The sequence below is a fragment of the Phyllobacterium sp. TAF24 genome (genome assembly GCF_052113785.1).
In the GTDB taxonomy this organism is placed as follows: Bacteria; Pseudomonadota; Alphaproteobacteria; order Rhizobiales; family Rhizobiaceae; genus Phyllobacterium.
Map to the genome: position 1 here is coordinate 1 of NZ_JBFRDN010000043.1, position 19,474 is coordinate 19,474.

21 protein-coding genes and 1 pseudogene are annotated in these 19,474 nt (G+C 55.4%); 17 read left to right on the forward strand and 5 right to left on the reverse strand.

Translation table 11 applies throughout. From position 1 onward, the window contains the following. The 4 genes and pseudogenes from AB4Y96_RS24150 to AB4Y96_RS24165 all read left to right on the forward strand — a co-directional run. Positions 1-337: pseudogene (locus AB4Y96_RS24150) on the forward strand (alpha/beta hydrolase); the annotation flags it as partial. 195 nt (positions 338-532) lie between these two features. Further along, positions 533-1,786, forward strand: coding sequence for an adenylate/guanylate cyclase domain-containing protein (locus AB4Y96_RS24155; protein WP_441920437.1), 1,254 nt, complete (start codon positions 533-535; stop codon positions 1,784-1,786). Between the two features lie 34 nt (positions 1,787-1,820). Next, entirely contained in the window at positions 1,821-2,057 is a 237-nt protein-coding gene (locus AB4Y96_RS24160) for a BrnA antitoxin family protein (RefSeq protein ID WP_091880044.1), read from the forward strand. 43 nt (positions 2,058-2,100) lie between these two features. Then, on the forward strand, positions 2,101-2,451 hold the full coding sequence (locus AB4Y96_RS24165) for a CAP-Gly domain protein (protein ID WP_091880045.1): 351 nt from the start codon (positions 2,101-2,103) through the stop codon (positions 2,449-2,451). 18 nt (positions 2,452-2,469) lie between these two features. Here the strand turns inward: AB4Y96_RS24165 and bspF are convergent, their stop codons facing one another. From bspF to secA, 3 genes are all read right to left on the reverse strand, one after another. Next, on the reverse strand, positions 2,470-3,753 hold the full coding sequence (bspF, locus tag AB4Y96_RS24170; RefSeq protein ID WP_441920440.1) for a type IV secretion system effector crotonyl transferase BspF: 1,284 nt from the start codon (positions 3,751-3,753) through the stop codon (positions 2,470-2,472). Continuing rightward, the gene (locus tag AB4Y96_RS24175) at positions 3,753-5,174 is read right to left on the reverse strand and encodes a lipopolysaccharide biosynthesis protein (RefSeq protein ID WP_112530449.1); all 1,422 of its coding nucleotides are present in this window, start codon (positions 5,172-5,174) and stop codon (positions 3,753-3,755) included. Before AB4Y96_RS24175 ends, bspF begins: the two co-directional genes overlap by 1 nt. Positions 5,175-5,315: 141 nt before the next feature. Beyond that, a complete protein-coding gene (gene secA / locus AB4Y96_RS24180) occupies positions 5,316-8,033 on the reverse strand; it encodes a preprotein translocase subunit SecA (protein ID WP_441920442.1) in 2,718 nt (905 codons plus the stop codon). Between the two features lie 268 nt (positions 8,034-8,301). Here secA and AB4Y96_RS24185 point away from each other — a divergent pair, with 268 nt between their 5' ends. The 5 genes from AB4Y96_RS24185 (at position 8,302) to AB4Y96_RS24205 (ending at position 12,156) form a co-directional block, all read left to right on the forward strand. Continuing rightward, positions 8,302-9,222 (forward strand): peptidylprolyl isomerase, encoded by a 921-nt coding sequence (locus AB4Y96_RS24185; protein ID WP_091880051.1) that lies wholly within the window; start codon positions 8,302-8,304, stop codon positions 9,220-9,222. Positions 9,223-9,311: 89 nt separating this feature from the next. Then, positions 9,312-10,553 (forward strand): bifunctional glutamate N-acetyltransferase/amino-acid acetyltransferase ArgJ, encoded by a 1,242-nt coding sequence (gene argJ / locus AB4Y96_RS24190; protein ID WP_441920444.1) that lies wholly within the window; start codon positions 9,312-9,314, stop codon positions 10,551-10,553. Continuing rightward, a complete protein-coding gene (locus AB4Y96_RS24195; protein WP_441920446.1) occupies positions 10,553-11,314 on the forward strand; it encodes a GNAT family N-acetyltransferase in 762 nt (253 codons plus the stop codon). The genes argJ and AB4Y96_RS24195 overlap by 1 nt, the downstream gene beginning before the upstream one ends. Further along, positions 11,311-11,721 carry a (deoxy)nucleoside triphosphate pyrophosphohydrolase gene (locus tag AB4Y96_RS24200; protein WP_091880056.1) on the forward strand — a complete coding sequence of 137 codons (411 nt, stop codon included), beginning with the start codon at positions 11,311-11,313 and terminating at the stop codon, positions 11,719-11,721. Before AB4Y96_RS24195 ends, AB4Y96_RS24200 begins: the two co-directional genes overlap by 4 nt. 114 nt (positions 11,722-11,835) lie before the next feature. Beyond that, on the forward strand, positions 11,836-12,156 hold the full coding sequence (locus AB4Y96_RS24205) for a hypothetical protein (protein ID WP_091880057.1): 321 nt from the start codon (positions 11,836-11,838) through the stop codon (positions 12,154-12,156). 3 nt (positions 12,157-12,159) lie between these two features. On the opposite strand, the gene AB4Y96_RS24210 is transcribed toward AB4Y96_RS24205, so the two are convergent. Continuing rightward, a complete protein-coding gene (locus tag AB4Y96_RS24210; protein WP_441920449.1) occupies positions 12,160-13,050 on the reverse strand; it encodes a methyltransferase domain-containing protein in 891 nt (296 codons plus the stop codon). A 72-nt stretch (positions 13,051-13,122) separates the two neighbouring features. Here AB4Y96_RS24210 and AB4Y96_RS24215 point away from each other — a divergent pair, with 72 nt between their 5' ends. The 5 genes from AB4Y96_RS24215 (at position 13,123) to AB4Y96_RS24235 (ending at position 16,486) form a co-directional block, all read left to right on the forward strand. After that, a complete protein-coding gene (locus AB4Y96_RS24215) occupies positions 13,123-13,878 on the forward strand; it encodes a ComF family protein (protein ID WP_441920451.1) in 756 nt (251 codons plus the stop codon). 77 nt (positions 13,879-13,955) lie between these two features. Continuing rightward, positions 13,956-14,225: a glutaredoxin 3 gene (gene grxC, locus AB4Y96_RS24220; protein WP_091880061.1), complete on the forward strand. Its 270-nt coding sequence runs from the start codon at positions 13,956-13,958 to the stop codon at positions 14,223-14,225. Positions 14,226-14,235: 10 nt separating this feature from the next. After that, the gene (locus tag AB4Y96_RS24225; protein ID WP_091880063.1) at positions 14,236-15,105 is read left to right on the forward strand and encodes a carbon-nitrogen hydrolase family protein; all 870 of its coding nucleotides are present in this window, start codon (positions 14,236-14,238) and stop codon (positions 15,103-15,105) included. Next, positions 15,102-15,515: a DUF1178 family protein gene (locus tag AB4Y96_RS24230; protein ID WP_091880064.1), complete on the forward strand. Its 414-nt coding sequence runs from the start codon at positions 15,102-15,104 to the stop codon at positions 15,513-15,515. The genes AB4Y96_RS24225 and AB4Y96_RS24230 overlap by 4 nt, the downstream gene beginning before the upstream one ends. Positions 15,516-15,580: 65 nt before the next feature. Beyond that, on the forward strand, positions 15,581-16,486 hold the full coding sequence (locus AB4Y96_RS24235; protein ID WP_441920453.1) for a DMT family transporter: 906 nt from the start codon (positions 15,581-15,583) through the stop codon (positions 16,484-16,486). A gap of 3 nt (positions 16,487-16,489) precedes the next feature. Here the strand turns inward: AB4Y96_RS24235 and ubiG are convergent, their stop codons facing one another. Beyond that, positions 16,490-17,236 (reverse strand): bifunctional 2-polyprenyl-6-hydroxyphenol methylase/3-demethylubiquinol 3-O-methyltransferase UbiG, encoded by a 747-nt coding sequence (gene ubiG, locus AB4Y96_RS24240; protein ID WP_091880067.1) that lies wholly within the window; start codon positions 17,234-17,236, stop codon positions 16,490-16,492. A gap of 154 nt (positions 17,237-17,390) precedes the next feature. On the opposite strand from ubiG, the gene AB4Y96_RS24245 reads away from it, so the two are divergent. The 3 genes from AB4Y96_RS24245 (at position 17,391) to AB4Y96_RS24255 (ending at position 19,385) form a co-directional block, all read left to right on the forward strand. Further along, a complete protein-coding gene (locus AB4Y96_RS24245) occupies positions 17,391-17,651 on the forward strand; it encodes a type II toxin-antitoxin system ParD family antitoxin (RefSeq protein ID WP_441920455.1) in 261 nt (86 codons plus the stop codon). Between the two features lie 3 nt (positions 17,652-17,654). Further along, complete coding sequence (locus AB4Y96_RS24250) at positions 17,655-17,966, forward strand: type II toxin-antitoxin system RelE/ParE family toxin (protein WP_441920457.1); 312 nt, start codon at positions 17,655-17,657, stop codon at positions 17,964-17,966. A 165-nt stretch (positions 17,967-18,131) separates the two neighbouring features. Continuing rightward, positions 18,132-19,385, forward strand: a complete 1,254-nt coding sequence (locus AB4Y96_RS24255) for an aspartate kinase (protein ID WP_091880068.1) — start codon at positions 18,132-18,134, stop codon at positions 19,383-19,385. The last annotated feature ends 89 nt before the right edge of the window (positions 19,386-19,474 follow it).

The following is a 19,474-nucleotide window of genomic DNA, read 5'->3' on the forward strand; positions in this document are numbered from 1 at the left end:
CGATAGCGATGGCTATCTCTGGGTGAAGCAGGACAAGTTCCACGAAAGTTTCTGTCAGGACCTGACCGCCGATGAAGGACTTGTGATGGGTGTGACGCAGAAAGCGCCGCTTGCCAGCACATTCGGCAATGAGATCAGCAATCCGGCGTGGAAGTCCAAAAACAGCTGGTATCAGATTTCCAGTGATGACCACATGATCCATCCGGCCAATCAGGAATTCATGTCCGGCCGCCTTGGCGCCAAGAAGATCATCACGCTGAAAGCCAGCCATGCTTCGCTGGCGTCCAAGCCGGTTGAAGTTGCGGCATTCATCGATGAGGCTGCAAAATATCAGTGATAAGGTTCCTGACGTTTTCAGGCCCTCGCATTCTTAAGGGTGCGGGGGCTTTTTACGTTCTATGCATGCCGTCTTTGACCCCTTATAATTGGAGGGGTGATAAACCACATATGCTTTGACGTTTCGATCTGGCAGCCTTGCCATGGTATCTTCATTCCAGATCGTGTGCAGACGTGATCAGGACGGGGTGATGCAATGCAATCTTTGTTGGACGTGAACAAGAGTTCGCCTCGCGCGAGCGACGGGATTTGGCCTATGCAAAGGAGTGCGCTGCTTGACTGGCTGATGATCGAAACGCGTGAGCAACGGTTCATCGACAATATTCTCGTGGAAATGTGCGAAAAACTTGAAGCTGCGGGGATACCTGTCGCCCGCGCATCGCTGCATTTCCGCATTCAGCATCCGCAATGGCGCGGTGCGCGGCTTCTGTGGCGGAAGGGTCTTACCGAGACGGAAATCCGCACATTCGAATATGGTTCCGAACAGACAGCCGAATATCTCAATAGCCCCATCAACGATATTGTTAGCGGGGCAAATGAGGTTCGCCAGCGCCTTGAAGTGATTGACGCCAATGCGCCCAAATACCAGCTCTATGACCAGCTGCGCGCAGAAGGATTGACAGATTATGTCGCCTGGCCGCTCGATCACACTCTGGGCAAGCGGCATGTGGTGACTTTTTCCACCGACCGGCGCGGCGGCTTTGACGATGAGCATATCGCTGCTTTGTCTGACCTGATGCCGGCCCTTGCGCTGGTCAGCGAGATCAGGCTCAAGAACCGTTTTGCGCGCACGCTTCTCGAAACCTATGTCGGCCCGCATGCCAGCGAGCAGATACTCGCCGGTGCAACAACCCGCGGTAGCGGCGTCACAGTGGGCGCGGCAATCCTGATCTGCGATCTGCGCGATTTCACGGGTATCTCGGATGCCTGGCCGCGTGACAACGTGATTGAACTACTGAACGGTTATTTCGACGCAATGTCGGAGCCAATCGAGAAATATGGCGGCGAAATCCTCAAATTCATGGGCGATGGTCTTCTGGCCATTTTTCCGCTCAGCAATCCGAACGCCTGTACCGATCTGCTGCATGCTATCAGTGAAGCGCAGCTTGCAATGACGGCGCTCAACGTAGAACACGTAAGGGAGGGCCGCAAACCGCTTGGCTATGGTATCGGCGTTCATGTCGGGGATGTCATGTATGGCAATATAGGCTCGCGCAAGCGTCTCGACTTTACAGTTATCGGTCCGGCAGTGAATATTGCCTCGCGTCTCGAAACGCTGACCAAACAGGTTCATCGTCCTGTTCTGCTGTCAAAGGCCTTTGTTGATCTTGCCGGGGTTGAGTGTGAACTGGAAAATCTGGGGTCTCATTTGCTCCGGGGCCTTGATGAGCCCATTGATGTCTTTGCGTTCTCTGGCGATTGTCTTAACGTGGGGCAGATTCCGGCCTGACGCACTGGCTTGAAGTAACGAGGAGCATATATATATGGCACATTCACCGCGCCGACCTGTTAATCCGATGGATGCCGCCGAAGCGCTGTTCAAGCCGGTTGCCAAAAAGCTTGTTGTGCCGGTGCGTGAAGCACCTGTTGTGCCCCATGCCAAAGAGCTTGTCTCACTCCGGATTGATCGCGCGGTTCTGGAGCATTTTCAAGAGGGTGGTCCTGGCTGGCAAGACCGTATCAATGACGTCTTGCGGCAGGCCGTTTTGGGGAAAGCCTGAGCCCAGGCGTGATGCGTTTGCCTGATATGCCGGAGTATGACGGATGAATGATTTTCATATCGGCCAGAAGGTCGTTTGCATTGATGATAAATTCAAGAATGTCAGCATCGATCAGTTGATCCGTAAGGGGCAGATTTATACGGTTCGCTGGGTTGGCATGTACAAGCACTATGTCGATGGCGAGTTCGTTGGCATCAAGGTGGAGGAAATCCATCGCGGCAATGATGATGGCCCTGAAGGCTATGGCGCTGCTGATATGCCCTACCGGGCAACGCGATTCCGTCCGCTTGTCAAAGACAAGATTGGTTCTTTGCGCAAGCTGCTGGCGCCCAAACCGGATGCCCCTGTAGAGCCTGAGAAGACCAGCCCGGTGAAAAAGAAAGAGAAGGTGTGAGCCCTCTACGGGTTCACATCATGTCCGTCCGGTGAATTCACGCAAGCGTTCGCGGATGATGCGGGCAAAGTTCTGGGTACGGCGGTAGAGATGGATTTGTGCCGCCGCCCGGCGGGTTGCCCGATCGGAAGCCGGGGTCAGACCGATAACCAGTGTGCCAACGGATTCGCGCTCCTGAAACAGGCGGGACGCGACCGGATGATCAGGAACAGCGCAGGAATCCGTGCGCAGAATATTCGGATCATCAAGATGGTTCTTGAGCATCTCGATCATCAGAAGCACGCCGGGCGAATAGGCCGCGAGACTTTCGTCATAGGCTGTCTTCCACGTCCATGCCTGACCGGCTTCGACAAAGACCACGAGAACGGCAATTGTCTTGCCGTCGAGTTCAAGTGTGTGAATGCGGGCGAGATCGCGGCCGGCGAGATTGTTGACGGCTTCGCGGGCAAAGGCGGCGCGGAAACGATCAACCGCCATGGCCGAACCGCGATGACCCTTCCATCCGCTGGCCTCAACTGCCAGAAAATCTTCCAGACGGGCCCGGATATCTTCCTCGGTGCGGCTGACCGTATAGGTCAGCTTGCCCTTTTCCGACAGGCGCCGCCATAAACGGCGATATTCCTTGGCGTGGCGTGGGCCGAGTGCTTCACGCAGATATTCTTCACCCTCTTTGGTGCTTTCAAGAAACGGCCGCTCGACCGTGCCAATTGTGGTGATGGGCAGGTTTCGGTCGAGCGCAACAGCGCGGAAAAGCTGGGCGACCGGGCGGTTCAGCAACAGGTCAGGCAGAACCAGCACTTCCGGGAATTTCAGGTGCTTGCGCGCCAGCATGTCGAACAGGTCGTTGAGAACGCCGACCGGATCATCGCGGTCTATCAGCGGGGTGCCTTGCGGGCCGAAAGGCGTCGCCCAGGCGCGCAGGATCGATGAGGAAAAGGTGAAGCCGGGACGCTCAATCGTATAGGGCAACAGAAACCGCAGGCGGCTCTTTACCTCATTTTCATCGCGTACCACCATGAAACGCACCTGCCGATCGTCAAGCCGGGGCATTGCGGGGGCAAGAAAGCGCGGATTGAAGAAGACGTTTGGTTCGATGGTCCGGTAGCTTAGATATTCAAGTTCTTCGGTAAGGTCGAACCCGGCGGAAGCGGAATAGACTGAGAGTTTGCGGGGGATGCCGCGCGTGCCCAGCGTCTCCTCAATCTGCTTGGCCGCATCACGCGACTCAAAGCCAGCCAGCTGCGAAATGATCTGCGAGGAAGGGCCACCGGCCAGTTCTTCGAGAAGCGGTATTGCAGCCATCAGATTTCTTCCTTGGCGGATTTTGTGCCCGGTCCGCCGGCGAAAACAAACATTGTTATGTTGAGACGGTTGTAAACGGTCAACGCCAGAACAAGCGCTTCAAACACCATCGAGGCTGCCGTCGCACATGCGGCGCCTGCAAGGCCGTATAGTGGTATCATAACAATGCTGAGACAAATATTAACGGCCAAAGTAACCGCATAGACAATTGCGCAAATCTTCTGTTTGCCCGCCATGTTGAGCAGGCTTTCCGCCGGCCCGACCGAGGCGCGGGCCACCACGCCGATCACCATGATGAACAAAAGCGGATAGCCTTCAGTGAACTGTGCGCCGAAGAGCCATAGCAGCGGCTTGCCCAAAACAAGCAGCACGATGGCCATCGCCAATGAAGGCCAGAATGTCCAGCGCGCCGTATCGCGGGCGAATCCCTCAAGCTGGGCGTGGTCATAATTCTGCATCAGCTCGGCATAGCGCTGGGCCGCGCCCGCCTTCACCGAGAAATAGACGAAATGCACCAGAGCGAGAAGTTTGACCGTGGCGTAATAGGTGGCGACCTTATCAGGCTCCATATAGCGCCCGACCATCAACACGTCGGCATTGGTCAAAAGGAAGAAAAAGCCTTCCACCAGAAAAATCGGCAGGGATACCGCGAACCAATCCTTGAAATAGATGGCTCGGGGGCCCGGTGGCACCACAGCCTTGAAGCGATCGCAAACGACGTAGAGCTGGAACAGCGATGTGAGATAGGTCGCGATAATGGCCGAGCCGATGGCGGTCATGGCCGTGGGGGCGAACCCGCCGAAATGGGAAAGGCTCATGACGGCGAGCGTCAGGATCGGGCGGATGATATAGGTCGGGGTAAGCGCGACCAGCACCCATGAGCGCGAGCGTGCCGTGCCGTCAAGCGTATCACCAAGCGCGATCATGGGAAGACAGATCAGCCCGACAAGAAACGGGGCGATGTAGTAAACCTCGATCTTGTCGCGCAATGCATAGATGACGGCGGCGCCAACCAAGGCGATGCATGTGGTAATGCTGACCGCAAAGGCCTTGCTGGTGAAAAGGATGCCGCGCAGATGATCAAACTGCTTGCGCTCCAGATATTCAGGGACAAAACGGATAACTGTGGTCTGGAAGCCAAGGCAGGACAGATTGCCGAGGATGACGACCGTTACCCATACGAGGACGAAAATACCGTATTCGAATGGGCCCATCCAGCGGGCAAAGATGACCTGAGAAACGAGGGCTATGCCAGCGCTGACAACGCGGACAAGGAACGCAATCAGGGAAACGCGCTGGGCGACGGCGTGTTCGTTCGACCCGTCAAGCAACTGATCCAGTCGCGACAACCAGGGACCAAGGCGCTGTGACAGTTTTTCTGGCAAAAATCGGTCTGCAGCTTTTACCGCAGAAAATCGCACTCGCAGCCCCCACTCATTCACAACCTACCGATGTATATTCCGTAAAGAACGGTTCGGCCATATCGAGAGTTGCATAGTCTATCGAAAAAGCAAAAAGGCCGCGTCTGATAACGCGGCCTTTGGATTTTTTTGGTTTTGGAATCAGGCAAACGAGCCGTGACAATGCTTGTATTTTTTACCCGATCCGCAGGGGCAGGTCTCGTTGCGGCCAATCTTGCCCCAGGTGCTCGGATTGTTCGGATCACGCTCGGATGGGTCCACAACGCGCTGGTCTTCCAGCACGGCCGCGTCACCGAAGTCATCCTGACCGGTCAGGCCGTCAAAGTGATGACCCTCCATCTGTGGCAATTCAGGTGCCGGTGCTTCAGCCGCTTCGCGAACGATCTCGACACGCATCAACTGCGTGGTCACGTTCTGGCGAAGATTGGTCAGCATGGCCTGGAATAGCTCAAAGCCTTCGGTCTTGTATTCGTTGAGCGGATCGCGCTGCGCATAGCCGCGGAAACCGACAACAGAACGCAGATGGTCGAGATTGACCAGATGCTCGCGCCACAGGGCATCAAGCGTCTGAAGAATGACTGATTTCTCGACATAGGCCATGATTTCAGGGCCAAAACGCTCGGCACGATCAGCGGCGGCCTTTTCGACCGCTTCGAACAGGCGTTCGCGAATGTCATCAGGCGCGATATTGTCTTCATTGGCCCACTCAACGATCGGCAGATCGAGATTGAGAATGTTGCGAACATCCTCGTTCAGTTGCTGCACGGTCCACTGTTCGGCATAAGCGCCTTCAGGAGTATGGCGGGCAATCAAATCGTCCACGACGTCTTCGCGCATTTCTGCCGTGGTCTGGCTGAGATCCGTGCCGTCCATCAGTTCAATGCGCTGTTCAAAGATCACCTTGCGCTGATCATTCATCACGTCATCGTATTTCAGGAGGTTCTTGCGGATGTCGAAGTTGCGCGCTTCGACCTTCTTCTGTGCCTTTTCCAGCGCCTTGTTGATCCAGGGATGGACAATGGCCTCGTCTTCTTTCAGGCCAAGCTTCTGCAACATGCCATCCATGCGCTCGGAACCGAAAATACGCATCAGATCGTCCTGCAGAGACAGGAAGAATTTCGAGCGGCCCGGATCACCCTGACGACCGGAACGGCCGCGCAGCTGGTTATCAATGCGGCGGCTTTCATGGCGTTCGGTTGCCAGAACGTAGAGGCCGCCAGCGGCAAGCGCTTTCTCTTTCAGTCGCGAGATATCATCGCGAATGGCAGCTTCCTTGGACTTGCGCTCTTCGCCCTCGGGCATATCGGCAAGCTCATGCTTCACACGCATTTCGAGATTGCCGCCGAGCTGAATGTCAGTGCCGCGACCGGCCATGTTTGTTGCGATGGTGATGGTGCCGGGAACACCCGCCTGTGCCACGATATAGGCTTCCTGCTCGTGGTAACGGGCGTTCAGAACCTGAAAGTCCTTGAAGCCTTCCTTGCGCAGACGTTCAGCCAGCTGTTCTGACTTTTCAATCGATGTCGTGCCGACCAGCACTGGCTGGCCCTTGGCGCGTGCCTCATGAATATCGCGAACGATGGCTTTGTATTTTTCCTCGACGGTCCGGTAGACCTCATCATCCTCGTCAATACGCTTGACCGTATTGTTGGTCGGAATTTCCGTGACCTCAAGGCCGTAAATATTGCCGAATTCTTCGGCTTCCGTTGATGCCGTACCGGTCATACCAGCCAGCTTCTTGTACATGCGGAAGTAGTTCTGGAAGGTGATTGAGGCMAGCGTCTGGTTTTCAGGCTGGATCGTCACATGTTCCTTGGCTTCCAGCGCCTGATGCAGCCCTTCGGAGAAGCGGCGACCCGGCATCATACGTCCGGTGAACTCGTCGATGATGACGATCTCGTCATTACGGACGATATAGTCCTTGTCGCGCTGGAACAGCTTGTGGGCACGCAGGGCGTTGTTGACGTGGTGAACCACGGCAACGTTTTCGATGTCGTAAAGACCTTCGCCCTTGAGGTGGCCAGCTTCTTTCAGCAGGTTTTCCAGCCTCTCGGTGCCTTCTTCGGTGAAGATTGCAGTTTTCTGCTTCTCGTCGATTTCGTAGTCAACCGGGTCAAGAGGCAGGATGAACGTGTCGATGAGGTTGTAGAAATCGGACCGGTCATCGAGCGGGCCGGAAATAATGAGGGGCGTGCGCGCTTCGTCGACAAGGATCGAATCCACTTCGTCGACGATCGCATAATTGTGCCCGCGCTGCACCATCTGGGCGCGCTCATATTTCATATTGTCGCGCAGATAGTCGAAGCCCAGCTCGTTATTCGTCGCATAGGTAATGTCGGCGGCGTAGGCGGCGGCCCGTTCTTCATCGTCAAGACCATGAACGATAATGCCGTAGCTGAGGCCGAGGAAATTGTAGACCTGACCCATCCACTGGGCGTCGCGGCTGGCAAGGTAGTCGTTTACGGTAACGACGTGAACGCCCTTGCCCTCAAGCGCATTGAGATAGACAGGCAATGTTGCAACCAGCGTCTTGCCTTCACCGGTGCGCATTTCAGAGATGCCGCCACCGTTCAGAACCATGCCGCCAATCAGCTGAACATCAAAGGGACGCATGCCGAGAACACGCTTGGACGCTTCGCGCACAACGGCAAAAGCCGGTACCAGCAGGTCATCAAGCTTGGTTCCACTGGCAAGGCTCGCGCGGAATTCCGCGGTCTTTGCCTTCAATTGTTCGTCAGTAAGAGACGAAATTTCAGCCTCAAGCGCATTGATTTCATCAACGCGCGGCTTGAAGCTTTTGACACGACGCTCGTTGGAAGAGCCGAAAATCTTGCGGGCAAGGCCGCCGAAACTGACCATCCCTGGTCCTCTCTTGTTCGTTTCGCCAGGAGAACCTGGCATTTTAATGATCCGATACTTAACACTGGGAAGCCTGATACAATATGGGTATTAAGCCAAATGTATAAGCCTATCTCTTGCCAAGCTATCTGGACGCAAAGCCGATGGACAGATAAGAGGGGGCTCGAATGATGTCAATGTTGAAGCAGCAAACCGTTGATCGCTTCGTTTAGGCAAAATTCTGCCGTAATCATAGCCCGTACCGGTCCTCCCAAGGAGAAATAGACCTATGAACCAATTGCGTAAAACCCTTTCATTCATGACTGTTGCTGTATTGTTATCAGGTGTTTCCTCTGTGGCCATGGCCCAGGATGCCGGAAAAACAGAAGCTCCCAAGGCGGAAGCCCCTAAGGCAGATGCCGTCAAGGTCGACCCCAAGAAGGTCCTTGCGACCATCAATGGCGACAAAATCACCTCCGGTGATGTTGACCAGATTTCTGCCGACCTTGATCCACAATTTGCCCGTCTGCCTGACGACCAGCGTCGTTTGGCCGCTCTGAATGCAATCATCGACATCAAGGCACTCTCTGCCAAGGCAGAAGCTGCAAAGCTTGATGCCACTCCGGAATTCAAGGCGCGTATGCAGTTCCTGAAGGATCGTGCCCTGCACAATGATTTCTTCAAGCAGCAGGTTGTCGACAAGATCACCGATGCTGATGTGCGTGCCCGTTATGACAAGGAAATGGCAGCGATGCCGCCGCAGAACGAAGTTCGCGCCCGTCATATTCTGGTAAAGACAAAGGAAGAAGCTGAAGAGATCATCAAGCAGCTCGATGGCGGCGCATCCTTCGAAGACGTTGCAAAGGCAAAGTCAACCGACGGTTCGGCGGCGCAGGGCGGCGATCTCGGCTACTTCTCGGCTGGCCAGATGGTTCCTGAATTCGAAAAGGCAGCAATGGCGCTCGACGTCGGCAAATACACCAAGGAGCCAGTGCAGACGCAGTTCGGCTTCCACGTCATCAAGCTGGAAGACAAGCGCGTGCAGCAGCCACCGGCATTCGATCAGGTCAAGGATCAGGTCAAGTCGATCCTCATCCGCGAACGTTATATTGACCTGGTCAAGAAAGAACGCGCTGACCTGAAGATTCAGTACACTGATCCGGAAACGGAAAAGGCGATCAACGCCGCAACCCAATCGCAGGATCAGTAAAATTTTGGCCCGGGGGTTCGCTCCCGGGCCTTGATCCCCTTAGACCGCGCCTATACCAAACCTTGTCAAACACCTTTTCGAGGTAACCGATGTCCACGTCTGTCTCTCCCCTTGCTCCCAAACATGTACCGGCCATGCCGGAAATCCACGGTGTGCGGATCGCAACCGCTGAAGCCGGTATCAAATACAAGGGTCGCACAGACGTTGTTATGATCGTATTCGACAAGCCGGTGGCTGTCGCAGGCGTATTTACCCGATCGAAATGCCCATCAGCGGCGGTGGATTTTTGCCGCGATAGTTTGACCGGCGGTAAAGCCCGCGCAGTTGTCGTCAATTCAGGCAATGCCAATGCCTTTACCGGCAAGAAGGGACGCGAGTCGACCAAGCTGACAGCGGCTGCCGCTGCCAAAGCAGTTGGTTGCAAGCCGAGTGAAATCTTTCTTGCCTCGACAGGTGTCATTGGCGAGCCGCTGGATGCGGGCAAGTTCAGCCATCTCCTCGCAGATATGGCCAAGAGCGCCACGGCGGAACGCTGGCAGGATGCAGCCAGCGCCATCATGACAACCGATACATTCCCTAAGGTTGCAACGGAAACCGTCATGCTTGGCAGCGTGCCTGTCACCATCAATGGCATCGCCAAGGGTGCGGGCATGATTGCGCCAGATATGGCGACGATGCTGTCCTTTGTGGCGACCGATGCGCCAATTGCTTCGGATATCCTGCAAAAGCTCCTGTCCAAATCTGTTGGCAAAAGCTTCAATTCCGTCACCGTTGATAGCGATACGTCGACGTCAGACACATTGCTGCTTTTCGCGACTGGTTCTGCCGCTGAACGCGGCGCGGCGCCGGTGACGAAGGAAAAAGACAAACGTCTGAAAGTCTTCAGCAAGGCACTTGACCGGGTTCTGAAGGACCTCGCTCTGCAAGTTGTGCGTGACGGTGAAGGTGCCCGCAAGATGCTTGAGATTACCGTAACAGGCGCAACGTCGTCGCGTTCAGCCAAGCGCATTGCATTGTCGATTGCCAATTCACCGCTGGTGAAGACGGCTGCTGCGGGCGAAGACGCCAATTGGGGCCGCATTGTCATGGCTGTTGGCAAGGCGGGAGAGCCTGCGGACCGCGACCGTCTCGCCATCTGGTTCGGTGACATTCGCGTTGCCCGTCATGGCGAGCGCGATCCGGATTATTCGGAGGCGGCAACCTCAGCCTATATGAAGAACGACGATATTGCCGTTAAGGTTGATATCGGGCTCGGCAAGGGCAAAGCTACGGTCTGGACCTGTGACCTGACCAAGGAATATGTCGCAATCAACGGCGATTATCGCAGCTGATGCGTTCCATGCAGCTGGCGCAGATCAGACAGATCGAAGCTGTCGGGTTCAGAGCCTGGCCCGCCTCATTGGTGCATTATGACGGTAGCTGGGCGATCCGTTTAACGGCTAACCACCCCTCCAAGCGGCTGAATTCGGTCAACCCGCTTGATCCGGGTGATACCGACAATATGGAGGAGCGGGTGGCGCTCGCCATCCAACGCTTCAAGGCGCATGGCAGACCGCCGGTGTTTCGTCTGTCGCCGCTCGCGCCCAAAGAACTGGATGCTTATCTGGAAGGGCTTGGCTGGCCCCGATTTGATGAGTCTTTCATCATGGTGGCCGACCTTGAGAAGATCGACTTCTCCGATGCGATTGATCAGCTTCCATTGAAAGATATTGACCGGTTCATCGATACTGCCATTAAGGTTCATCAGGACGATCCGGCGTTGAAACCCGGCCTGTTTGAAGTCATCAATGCCATTGTCCCGGCAAAGGGTCTCTTTGTGATTGAGGAGGGCACCGAGCCGGTATCGACGGCCATATGCGTGCAGGATGGGGCGTTGGCCGGTCTGTTCAATATAGGCACTCTGGCCAACCATCGCCGGAAAGGGCATGGCCGGATGATCGTCAAATCAGCGATTAAATGGGCCGTGCAGCATGGTGCGAAACGAGGCTGGCTGCAGGTGGAAGCTGATAATGCGGGTGCCATTGCGCTCTATGAAAAGCTCGGTTTTGCCGAGGCATACCGATATGCTTACCGGCGGGCACCAGACGCATGAGTGAGAAACATCCCATTTTGCTGGTTACGGCCTGCGCGCTTGTCGATGCTGATGGACGGGTTCTGCTGACGCAGCGGCCTGAGGGTAAATCACTCGCCGGGCTCTGGGAATTTCCCGGTGGTAAGGTGGAGCCGGGGGAAACGCCCGAAGAAAGCCTGATCCGCGAATTGCAGGAAGAGCTGGGTATTACAGTCAAGCCTGCCTGTCTTGCGCCGCTGACTTTTGCCAGTTTTACCTATGAGAAATTCCATCTGCTGATGCCGTTATTTATCTGCCGGCGCTATGAAGGCATTCCGCGTTCCATGGAAGGTCAGGCACTGAAATGGGTGCGTCCGAAAGACATGCGCGACTACCCCATGCCCCCGGCCGATATCCCGCTTATTCCCTTCCTTATAGACCTGCTTTGACTGGGAAACGTGGTTAAGATTTTATCACCGCGAAATTAACCCAAATCATTAATCGATCCTTCATGTGAATGGGCGACTTTTAGTCAATTCCGGATCAATTTTTCCAGGTGGGGCATGGGTTATAAATTCGACAATCTCGACGAGGCTTCCGTACAGTCCAGAGCATTTCTGGGTGCGGGAACGGGCGTTCTGCGCTTAACCCTGCTGTTCGGTTCTGCTGCTATCGCACTCGCTTTGGTTGTTGCTCCCCTTGCAGACCGGAAGTCGAAATCCGTGGTGGATTATGCATCCAGCAGATCCATCGACCAGATGTCGACTGGATCAATCAAAAAAGCGGCTCCATCAGAATATACAGTTCGCCGCAGCGTCTTGCAGAGCTCGCCCAACTCCGTATGCATTTTGCATAGCGATGGCAGCAAAAGCGGCGATTGCTGAAAACTATTTCTTTTCCAGCGCTTCGACATCTTTGAGGAAATCGGCCAGCGACGCTTTGGCGGAACCCGGCTTCAATGGCTTCTGCTGGGATTCATGCGCCGCCCAGCCGGACATCCAGATAAATGAGAATGTTGCCCGGATCCGGCCATCCGGATCGCTAAAGCGTTCCGCATAGATTTCGGCGGCCCGCAGGAAGAAATGGCGGGTCAGCGGTTTGCGCGACCGGCCGAACAGAACGTTCTGCATGCCCATAGCGCGCAAATCCCGCATCAGCGCGAAGAGTGAATCATAGCGTACCGTATAAGTTTCGATATCTGTGACGGGCAGGGTGAAACCGGCCCGCTGCAACAGGCCGCCCACATCGCGCACATCGGCAAAAGGAGCCACGCGGGGCGACACACCGCCGCTGATTTCACTCTCGGCAGCCAGCAAGACTTCGCGCAACTCGGTTAGTGTCGCTTCACCGGCCATGGCGCCCAGAAACAATCCGTCTGGTTTGAGGGCCCGCCTGATCTGGAGAAGGGTTCCGGGGGTGTCGTTGGTCAGATGCAGGGAAAGCAGGGAAACAATCAGCCCGGCACTGGCTGGCTTAAGCGGCAGAATTTCCTCATCGGCCACGACAGACGGAAAGTCCTTGTCCAGAAAACGCGCATCTTGCTCAATTCGGATAATTGTCTCGGCCTTGCCGGAGCGTTGGATGGCTTTCGCTGCCAAGCCCGTATGGCTTGCCAGATCAATAGCGACATCGAAAGTACGCTCTACCGCTGAAAGCCGTTCTTCCAGATCGTCAGCAGCGCGGGCGAGCAGAAAGTCGCCCGTCATGCCCTGCTGGTGCAGCGCGCGCAGACGCCTTTGCCGAAGCAAATTTCGATCGAAGATCCTGTGCTGATCCATTCCGAATTTCTCTGATCAATGTATAGTTCCAACAGCTCAATGCGTAAATGCGTCGCTCTGGAACGAATTGCAATGGAAACCACCCGCACTTTTGTGCGCATCGTGACAAATCGCCTGTTCGGGCTGCTGTTCCCGCCGACCTGCGCGGAATGCCAGAGCCTTGTGTGTGAGCCGGGAAGCCTGTGCGCTGCCTGCTGGTCAAAGGTTCGCTTTATCGAAAAACCCTATTGTCCGGTGGTTGGAATTCCCTTCAGCCATGATCTGGGTGCGGAAATCCTCTCGGCGGAAGCAATCGCCGACCCGCCGCCGTTTCGCCGGGCGCGTTCCGTTGCGGTGTATGAGGGGGCGATCAGCACGATGGTGCATCGGCTGAAATATAGCGACCGGACTGATCTTGGCCCCTGGATGGCACGATGGATGGCCCGTGCGGGCAGCGAACTGCTGGATGAATGCGATGTCATTGTGCCGGTGCCCCTGCATGCGCGGCGGTTCTGGTTTCGCCGGTTTAATCAGTCAGCGGAACTTGCGCGCAATCTGGGCAAGATCAGCGGCAAGCCATTTGAGCCGGGCGCGTTGAAGCGCATCAAGCCAACGCAGCAACAGGTCGGGCTCGGCGCCAATGAACGTGTGGCCAACGTGCGGGGTGCATTCAAAGTACCGGATACGCAGGATATCAAGGTGCGTGGCCGTAATGTTCTCCTGATCGACGATGTCTATACGACAGGTGCAACCGTGAAAGCGGCTGTTCGCGCCTTGCTGCGTGGCGGGGCTTCCAGTGTCGATGTTCTGACCTTCGGGCGGGTTCTTTCGAAAGAATTATCTGTCTAAGTGCTATTTTGGGGAAAAAACGGGTCTTTGCGCTTTGATTGCGGACGCCTATATAGAATTCATAGTGGAGTATGATGATGGTTGATGTCACAATCTATACGCGTGATGGCTGCGGCTATTGCTCGGCTGCTAAGAGCCTTCTTGATAAGAAGGGCGTTGCCTTTGTCGAGCACAATGCGACGGTTGAACCGGACGCACGGCAGGCCATGCTGGCGCGCGCCAATGGGCGCTCGACCTTTCCGCAGATTTTCATCGGCGCGGTTCATGTCGGTGGTTGTGACGACCTTTATGCGCTGGAACAGCAGGGGCGTCTTGATCCATTGCTGAAAACAGGCGCACTGGCTTAAGGACCTGACAATGAGTTTATTTCGCGCAGCCGCCATCCAGATGCGCTCAGGCGTTGATCCGCAGCGCAATGCCGCCGATCTTGCCGGTTATGTCGCCGATGCCGTCGGCAAGGGTGCGGTTTATGTCCAGACACCTGAGATGACCGGTGCATTGCAGCGTGACCGCAAGGCATTGGCGAGCATTCTGCGCGCGGAAGATGAGGATATTATCGTACGCACGGCTTCGGACCTTGCGGCACAGCACGGGATTCACCTGCATATCGGTTCGACGGCCATTGCGCGCGAAGATGGCAAGGTTGCCAACCGCGCCTTCCTGTTCGGACCCGATGGCAAGATTATTACCCGCTACGACAAGATTCATATGTTTGATGTCGATCTCGACAATGGCGAAAGCTGGCGGGAATCTGCCGTCTATGCGCCGGGCTCGGATTCTGTCGTGGCCACACTTCCTTTTGCACGGCTCGGCCTTGCCATCTGTTACGATGTGCGTTTCCCGCAACTGTTCCGCGCGCAGGCTCTCGCAGGCGCTTCGGTGTTGACGGCTCCAGCCGCATTCACGCGCCAGACCGGTGAAGCCCATTGGCATATCCTCCAGCGTGCCCGCGCTATCGAGAATGGTGCCTTTGTCGTTTCTGCGGCACAGGGCGGTGTGCATGAGGATGGCCGTGAAACATTCGGTCATTCGATCATTGTTGCGCCTTGGGGCGAGGTTCTGGCAGAAGCTGATCATGCGGACCCGGCTGTGATCATCGCGGATATTGATCCATCTTTGAGTGCGGCTGCCCGTTCCAAAGTGCCCAACCTTAAAAATGCCCGTCCCTTTGGTCTGGTCATCCAGTCGGATGACGGCCAAAGCGAGAGACAATCGGCCGCGTCATGATCCGTTTTTCCCTTCACTGCGAGCAGGACCACGAATTTGAAGGGTGGTTCCGCAGCAATGACGATTTTGACAGCCAATCGAAGAAGCTTCTGGTCACCTGCCCGGTGTGCGGCTCGCACAAAGTGGAAAAAGCGCTGATGGCGCCGTCAGTGACGACAGGACGGCAAAAGGAAAAGATTGCCGTTACCATGAGCAAGATGGTCAATGAGCTGAAGGAAGTCGCCCGCAAAGTGCGCGAGAATGCCGATTATGTCGGGGCTGATTTTGCTGAAGAGGCGCGCAAAATCCATTTTGGCGAAGCGGATCAGCGCGGAATTTACGGCGAAGCATCCGGCGACGAAGTGAAATCCTTGCTCGACGATGGCATCGATATCATGCCGCTGCCAACCTTTCCTGAAGACCATAATTGATCTTGCGCGTTTGATACGAAGGTCTAAGCTGCCGCAGTCATAATCTTCCTGCCGGATAATTCCTCATGCCATTTCTGAATTCCGCTCCTGCGCTGCTCATTCTGACCGGCGCTTTTCTCGGATTGACGCTGCCCTTCGGTAAATTGGCTTTCGGTGCTGGGGTAACTCCGGCAGTCTGGGCATTTGTGATTTCAACCGGTGCGGGGACTGTGCTTCTGGCGGCCTTTCTGGCGATGGGCAAGCGGCCATTGCTCAATGGGCGCATGGCCCGGTATTATCTGATTACCGCGCTGATTTCCTATGCGGTTCCCAATCTGATGACGCTTTCGGCCATTCCACATCTGGGGTCCGGCTTTACCGGCATCATGTACACCTTGTCGCCGGTCTTTACGCTGTTGTTGTCGATGCTCTTCGGCATCAAGCGGCCTAATATGCTTGGGCTTTTGGGCATTATGGTGGGTTTTGCCGGGGCTGTGCTTGTCGGCTTCACCCGTGGTCAGGTGGGACAACCGGCCGAACCATTCTGGATCGTGATTGGGCTGCTTATTCCGGTGCTGCTGGCTCTTGGCAATGTTTACCGCACCATTGACTGGCCTGAAGGGGCTGATCCGACCGAGCTTGCAGCGGGCAGCCATCTGACGACAGCTCTATTGCTGATCCCGGTTATTTTCTACGTGAGCGGTAGTTTTGGCGTCGAACCGCTTGGCAATGTGCCGTGGCTGGTTGTTGCGCAGATATTGGCCTCAACCTGCATGTTTGCACTCTACTTCCGATTGCAGGCGGTTGGTGGCCCTGTCTATCTCAGCCAGATCGGCTATGTTGGCGCCGCAGTGGCGCTGATCGCGGGGACATTGTTTCTGGGCGAAGTCTACCAACTGGCGACATGGGTGGGGGCGGCTATTATCACCATTGGCGTGTTGATGACGACAAAGGCCCAGCGCATGGCGGCAAAGGCCACCGCCACAGCCTGATTTTTAACGCGGACGAACCGCCAGTACCATGTAATTGACATTGGTGTCGGTGGAGCGATTCCAGCTGTCGGCGAGCGGATTATAGGTCACGCCCACGGTCTCGGTGATTTCGAGCCCGGCCTGTGTCAGCGGTCCTTCCAGTTCTTCAGGCCGAACCAGCTTTTCATATTGGTGAGTGCCGCGCGGCAACCAGCGCAACACATATTCAGCACCGAAAATGGCAAGGCCAAGAGCCTTCAGCGTCCGGTTGATCGTGGCGACAAAGGTGACGCCACCCGGTTTGACCATCTGTGCGCAGGCGGTGAGATAAAGCTCAACATCGGCCACATGCTCAACCACTTCCATGTTGAGAACGATATCAAATTTCTCGCCTGCTTCCGCCAGCGCTTCGGCTGTTGTGGCGCGATAGTCAATATCGAGCCCGCTTTGGGCTGCATGAATTTTTGCAACTTCAATATTGGTTTCGCCCGCATCAGCGCCGACAACCGAAGCACCCAGCCGCGCCATGGGTTCACACAGCAGGCCCCCACCGCAGCCAATATCCAGCAGGCGCAGTCCGGCGAAGGGTTTCGGGCTGTTCGGGTCAAGGCCGTAATGGGCGCAGACCTTTTCCTTGATATAGGCAAGGCGGGTCGGATTGAACTTATGCAGCGGACGGAATTTGCCCTGCGGATTCCACCATTCAGCGGCCATGCGCGAAAAGCGTTCTACTTCAGCGGCATCAATTGTGCTGCGTTGGGCTTCGGTCATGGCAACGTCCTTCCTGCTGCCTCTGGAGAGGCCCCTTCCGGCAAAAAATGTCAAGATGCAAATTCGGCTTCGCGTCGATCATATTATCCATTAGTATCTGTTGATATCAAATGATCGACCAATTAGGGTCGTCAGGACTTGAGGAATAGATGCCATGACAAGCATTGCACTCGGCGACCATTACGAACGGTTCATCAAAAAACAGCTCGAATCCGGTCGCTATAACAATGCCAGTGAGGTCGTGCGGGCGGGGTTGCGTATGTTGGAAGATTTCGAAGAAGCGCGGGAAAACTGGTTGCGGAAAGAAATACCGAACCGTCTCGCCGAATTTCAGGAAAATCCCGGTATCGGTATTCCAGCCGAGCAGGTATTTGCGAACCTCGAGGTACGCGCTCGGATGATGAAGGCGAAGTAATGGATGGATTATAAAGTCGTCTTCCATCCAAGTGCCGAACAGGAACTGGTTGAGCTTTACGACTATATCGAAATCAATGTCAGTGCTGAGCGCGCGCAGACATTCCTGTTTAATATTCGCGATTATTGCCTTGGGTTTTCAACTTTCCCCAAACGTGGAACTGTCCGCGACGACATAATGAGCGGTGTGCGTGTCATTGGTTACAGACGCAGCATTAGCATCGCTTTTGCTGTCACGGCGGACACTGTAGTAATCTTGGGTGTTTTCTACGCCGGGCGCAATGTCACGGCGGATTTGTTAGATGGGCGTGGTTGACACAATTTGGACTTTGAGAAACGCACACCCCCCACAAACATTGCCCGTCTGATCACGCGTTCTTGCAGTTGCGTCATAATTTCGTTATGGGAAACCGCGTTCCGCTTTCGACAGGGCGGATCGTTTTAAATCTCATTTTCAGGCCTTTCCAGAACGGTATTTCCCATGGCACGCATTGTGATGAAATTCGGTGGCACTTCGGTGGCCGATATCGACCGCATCCGTAATGTGGCCCGGCATGTCAAACGTGAAGTTGATGCTGGGCACGAAGTCGCAGTCGTCGTTTCCGCAATGGCAGGGAAAACCAACGAACTCGTCGCCTGGACCCGTCAGACCTCGCCGATGCATGATGCACGCGAATATGATGCGATTGTCGCCTCCGGCGAGCAGGTAACCGCCGGATTGCTGGCTGTGGCCTTGCAGGGCATGGGTGTACACGCGCGTTCCTGGCAGGGTTGGCAGATCCCGATCAAAACAGACAATGCCCATGGTGCTGCGCGCATTATCGATATTGATGGCTCGTTTCTGATCGAACGGTTCAAGGAAGGCCAGGTTGCCGTGATTGCCGGGTTTCAGGGTATTGGCCCGGATAACCGCATTTCGACGCTTGGCCGTGGTGGGTCGGATACAAGCGCCGTGGCGATTGCTGCGTCCGTTAAAGCTGATCGCTGCGATATCTACACGGATGTCGACGGCGTCTACACCACTGATCCGCGCGTTGAGCCAAAGGCCCGCAGGCTTTCGCGCATTTCCTTCGAAGAAATGCTCGAAATGGCTTCGCTTGGTGCCAAAGTTCTGCAGGTGCGGTCCGTCGAGCTTGCGATGGTGCACAAAGTGCGCACATTTGTGCGATCCAGTTTCGAAGACCCCGATGCGCCGGGCATGGGTGATCTGATCAATCCGCCCGGCACACTTATTTGCGACGAGGAAGAAATCGTGGAACAGCAGGTTGTAACAGGAATTGCCTACGCCAAGGACGAAGCTCAAATCTCCTTGCGCCGTGTTGCCGACCGTCCCGGTATCTCCGCCGGCATTTTTGGCCCGCTGGCCGAAGCGCATATCAACGTCGATATGATCGTCCAGAATATTTCCGAGGACGGTTCGAAGACTGATATGACCTTCACGGTTCCGTCAGGCGATCTGGATAAGGCGCTCGCGGTTCTGGAGAAGGTAAAAGTAGAGATTGGCTGCGACATCATCCAGTCGGAAGCCGGTATGGTCAAGGTTTCGGTGATCGGTATCGGTATGCGAAGCCATGCGGGCGTTGCTGCAACGGCATTCCGGGCATTGGCGGACAAGGGCATCAACATCCGCGCCATCACCACTTCGGAAATCAAGATTTCCATTCTTATTGACGGTCCCTATGCGGAACTTGCGGTTCGGACTTTGCATTCTGTCTACGGTCTGGATAAGCATTAATTTACTGTCTAAGACAGAGATTCTGTTTGTCGGTGAACGTCTCGGCTGACATGATGAATCAATGAGTTGATTGGCGAGACCATTCCGGT

Excerpts from the sequence above, each read along its gene's own strand:
- AB4Y96_RS24255 (WP_091880068.1), top strand. The coding sequence starts at position 18,132 with ATGGCACGCATTGTGATGAAATTCGGTGGCACTTCGGTGGCCGATATC.
- AB4Y96_RS24245 (WP_441920455.1), top strand. The coding sequence starts at position 17,391 with ATGACAAGCATTGCACTCGGCGACCATTACGAACGGTTCATCAAAAAA.
- AB4Y96_RS24185 (WP_091880051.1), top strand. The coding sequence starts at position 8,302 with ATGAACCAATTGCGTAAAACCCTTTCATTCATGACTGTTGCTGTATTG.
- argJ (WP_441920444.1), top strand. The coding sequence starts at position 9,312 with ATGTCCACGTCTGTCTCTCCCCTTGCTCCCAAACATGTACCGGCCATG.
- ubiG (WP_091880067.1), bottom strand. The coding sequence starts at position 17,236 with ATGACCGAAGCCCAACGCAGCACAATTGATGCCGCTGAAGTAGAACGC.
- bspF (WP_441920440.1), bottom strand. The coding sequence starts at position 3,753 with ATGGCTGCAATACCGCTTCTCGAAGAACTGGCCGGTGGCCCTTCCTCG.
- AB4Y96_RS24195 (WP_441920446.1), top strand. The coding sequence starts at position 10,553 with ATGCGTTCCATGCAGCTGGCGCAGATCAGACAGATCGAAGCTGTCGGG.
- AB4Y96_RS24165 (WP_091880045.1), top strand. The coding sequence starts at position 2,101 with ATGAATGATTTTCATATCGGCCAGAAGGTCGTTTGCATTGATGATAAA.
- AB4Y96_RS24205 (WP_091880057.1), top strand. The coding sequence starts at position 11,836 with ATGGGTTATAAATTCGACAATCTCGACGAGGCTTCCGTACAGTCCAGA.
- grxC (WP_091880061.1), top strand. The coding sequence starts at position 13,956 with ATGGTTGATGTCACAATCTATACGCGTGATGGCTGCGGCTATTGCTCG.
- AB4Y96_RS24160 (WP_091880044.1), top strand. The coding sequence starts at position 1,821 with ATGGCACATTCACCGCGCCGACCTGTTAATCCGATGGATGCCGCCGAA.
- AB4Y96_RS24225 (WP_091880063.1), top strand. The coding sequence starts at position 14,236 with ATGAGTTTATTTCGCGCAGCCGCCATCCAGATGCGCTCAGGCGTTGAT.
- AB4Y96_RS24155 (WP_441920437.1), top strand. The coding sequence starts at position 533 with ATGCAATCTTTGTTGGACGTGAACAAGAGTTCGCCTCGCGCGAGCGAC.
- AB4Y96_RS24210 (WP_441920449.1), bottom strand. The coding sequence starts at position 13,050 with ATGGATCAGCACAGGATCTTCGATCGAAATTTGCTTCGGCAAAGGCGT.
- AB4Y96_RS24235 (WP_441920453.1), top strand. The coding sequence starts at position 15,581 with ATGCCATTTCTGAATTCCGCTCCTGCGCTGCTCATTCTGACCGGCGCT.
- AB4Y96_RS24215 (WP_441920451.1), top strand. The coding sequence starts at position 13,123 with ATGGAAACCACCCGCACTTTTGTGCGCATCGTGACAAATCGCCTGTTC.
- AB4Y96_RS24230 (WP_091880064.1), top strand. The coding sequence starts at position 15,102 with ATGATCCGTTTTTCCCTTCACTGCGAGCAGGACCACGAATTTGAAGGG.
- AB4Y96_RS24200 (WP_091880056.1), top strand. The coding sequence starts at position 11,311 with ATGAGTGAGAAACATCCCATTTTGCTGGTTACGGCCTGCGCGCTTGTC.
- AB4Y96_RS24250 (WP_441920457.1), top strand. The coding sequence starts at position 17,655 with ATGGATTATAAAGTCGTCTTCCATCCAAGTGCCGAACAGGAACTGGTT.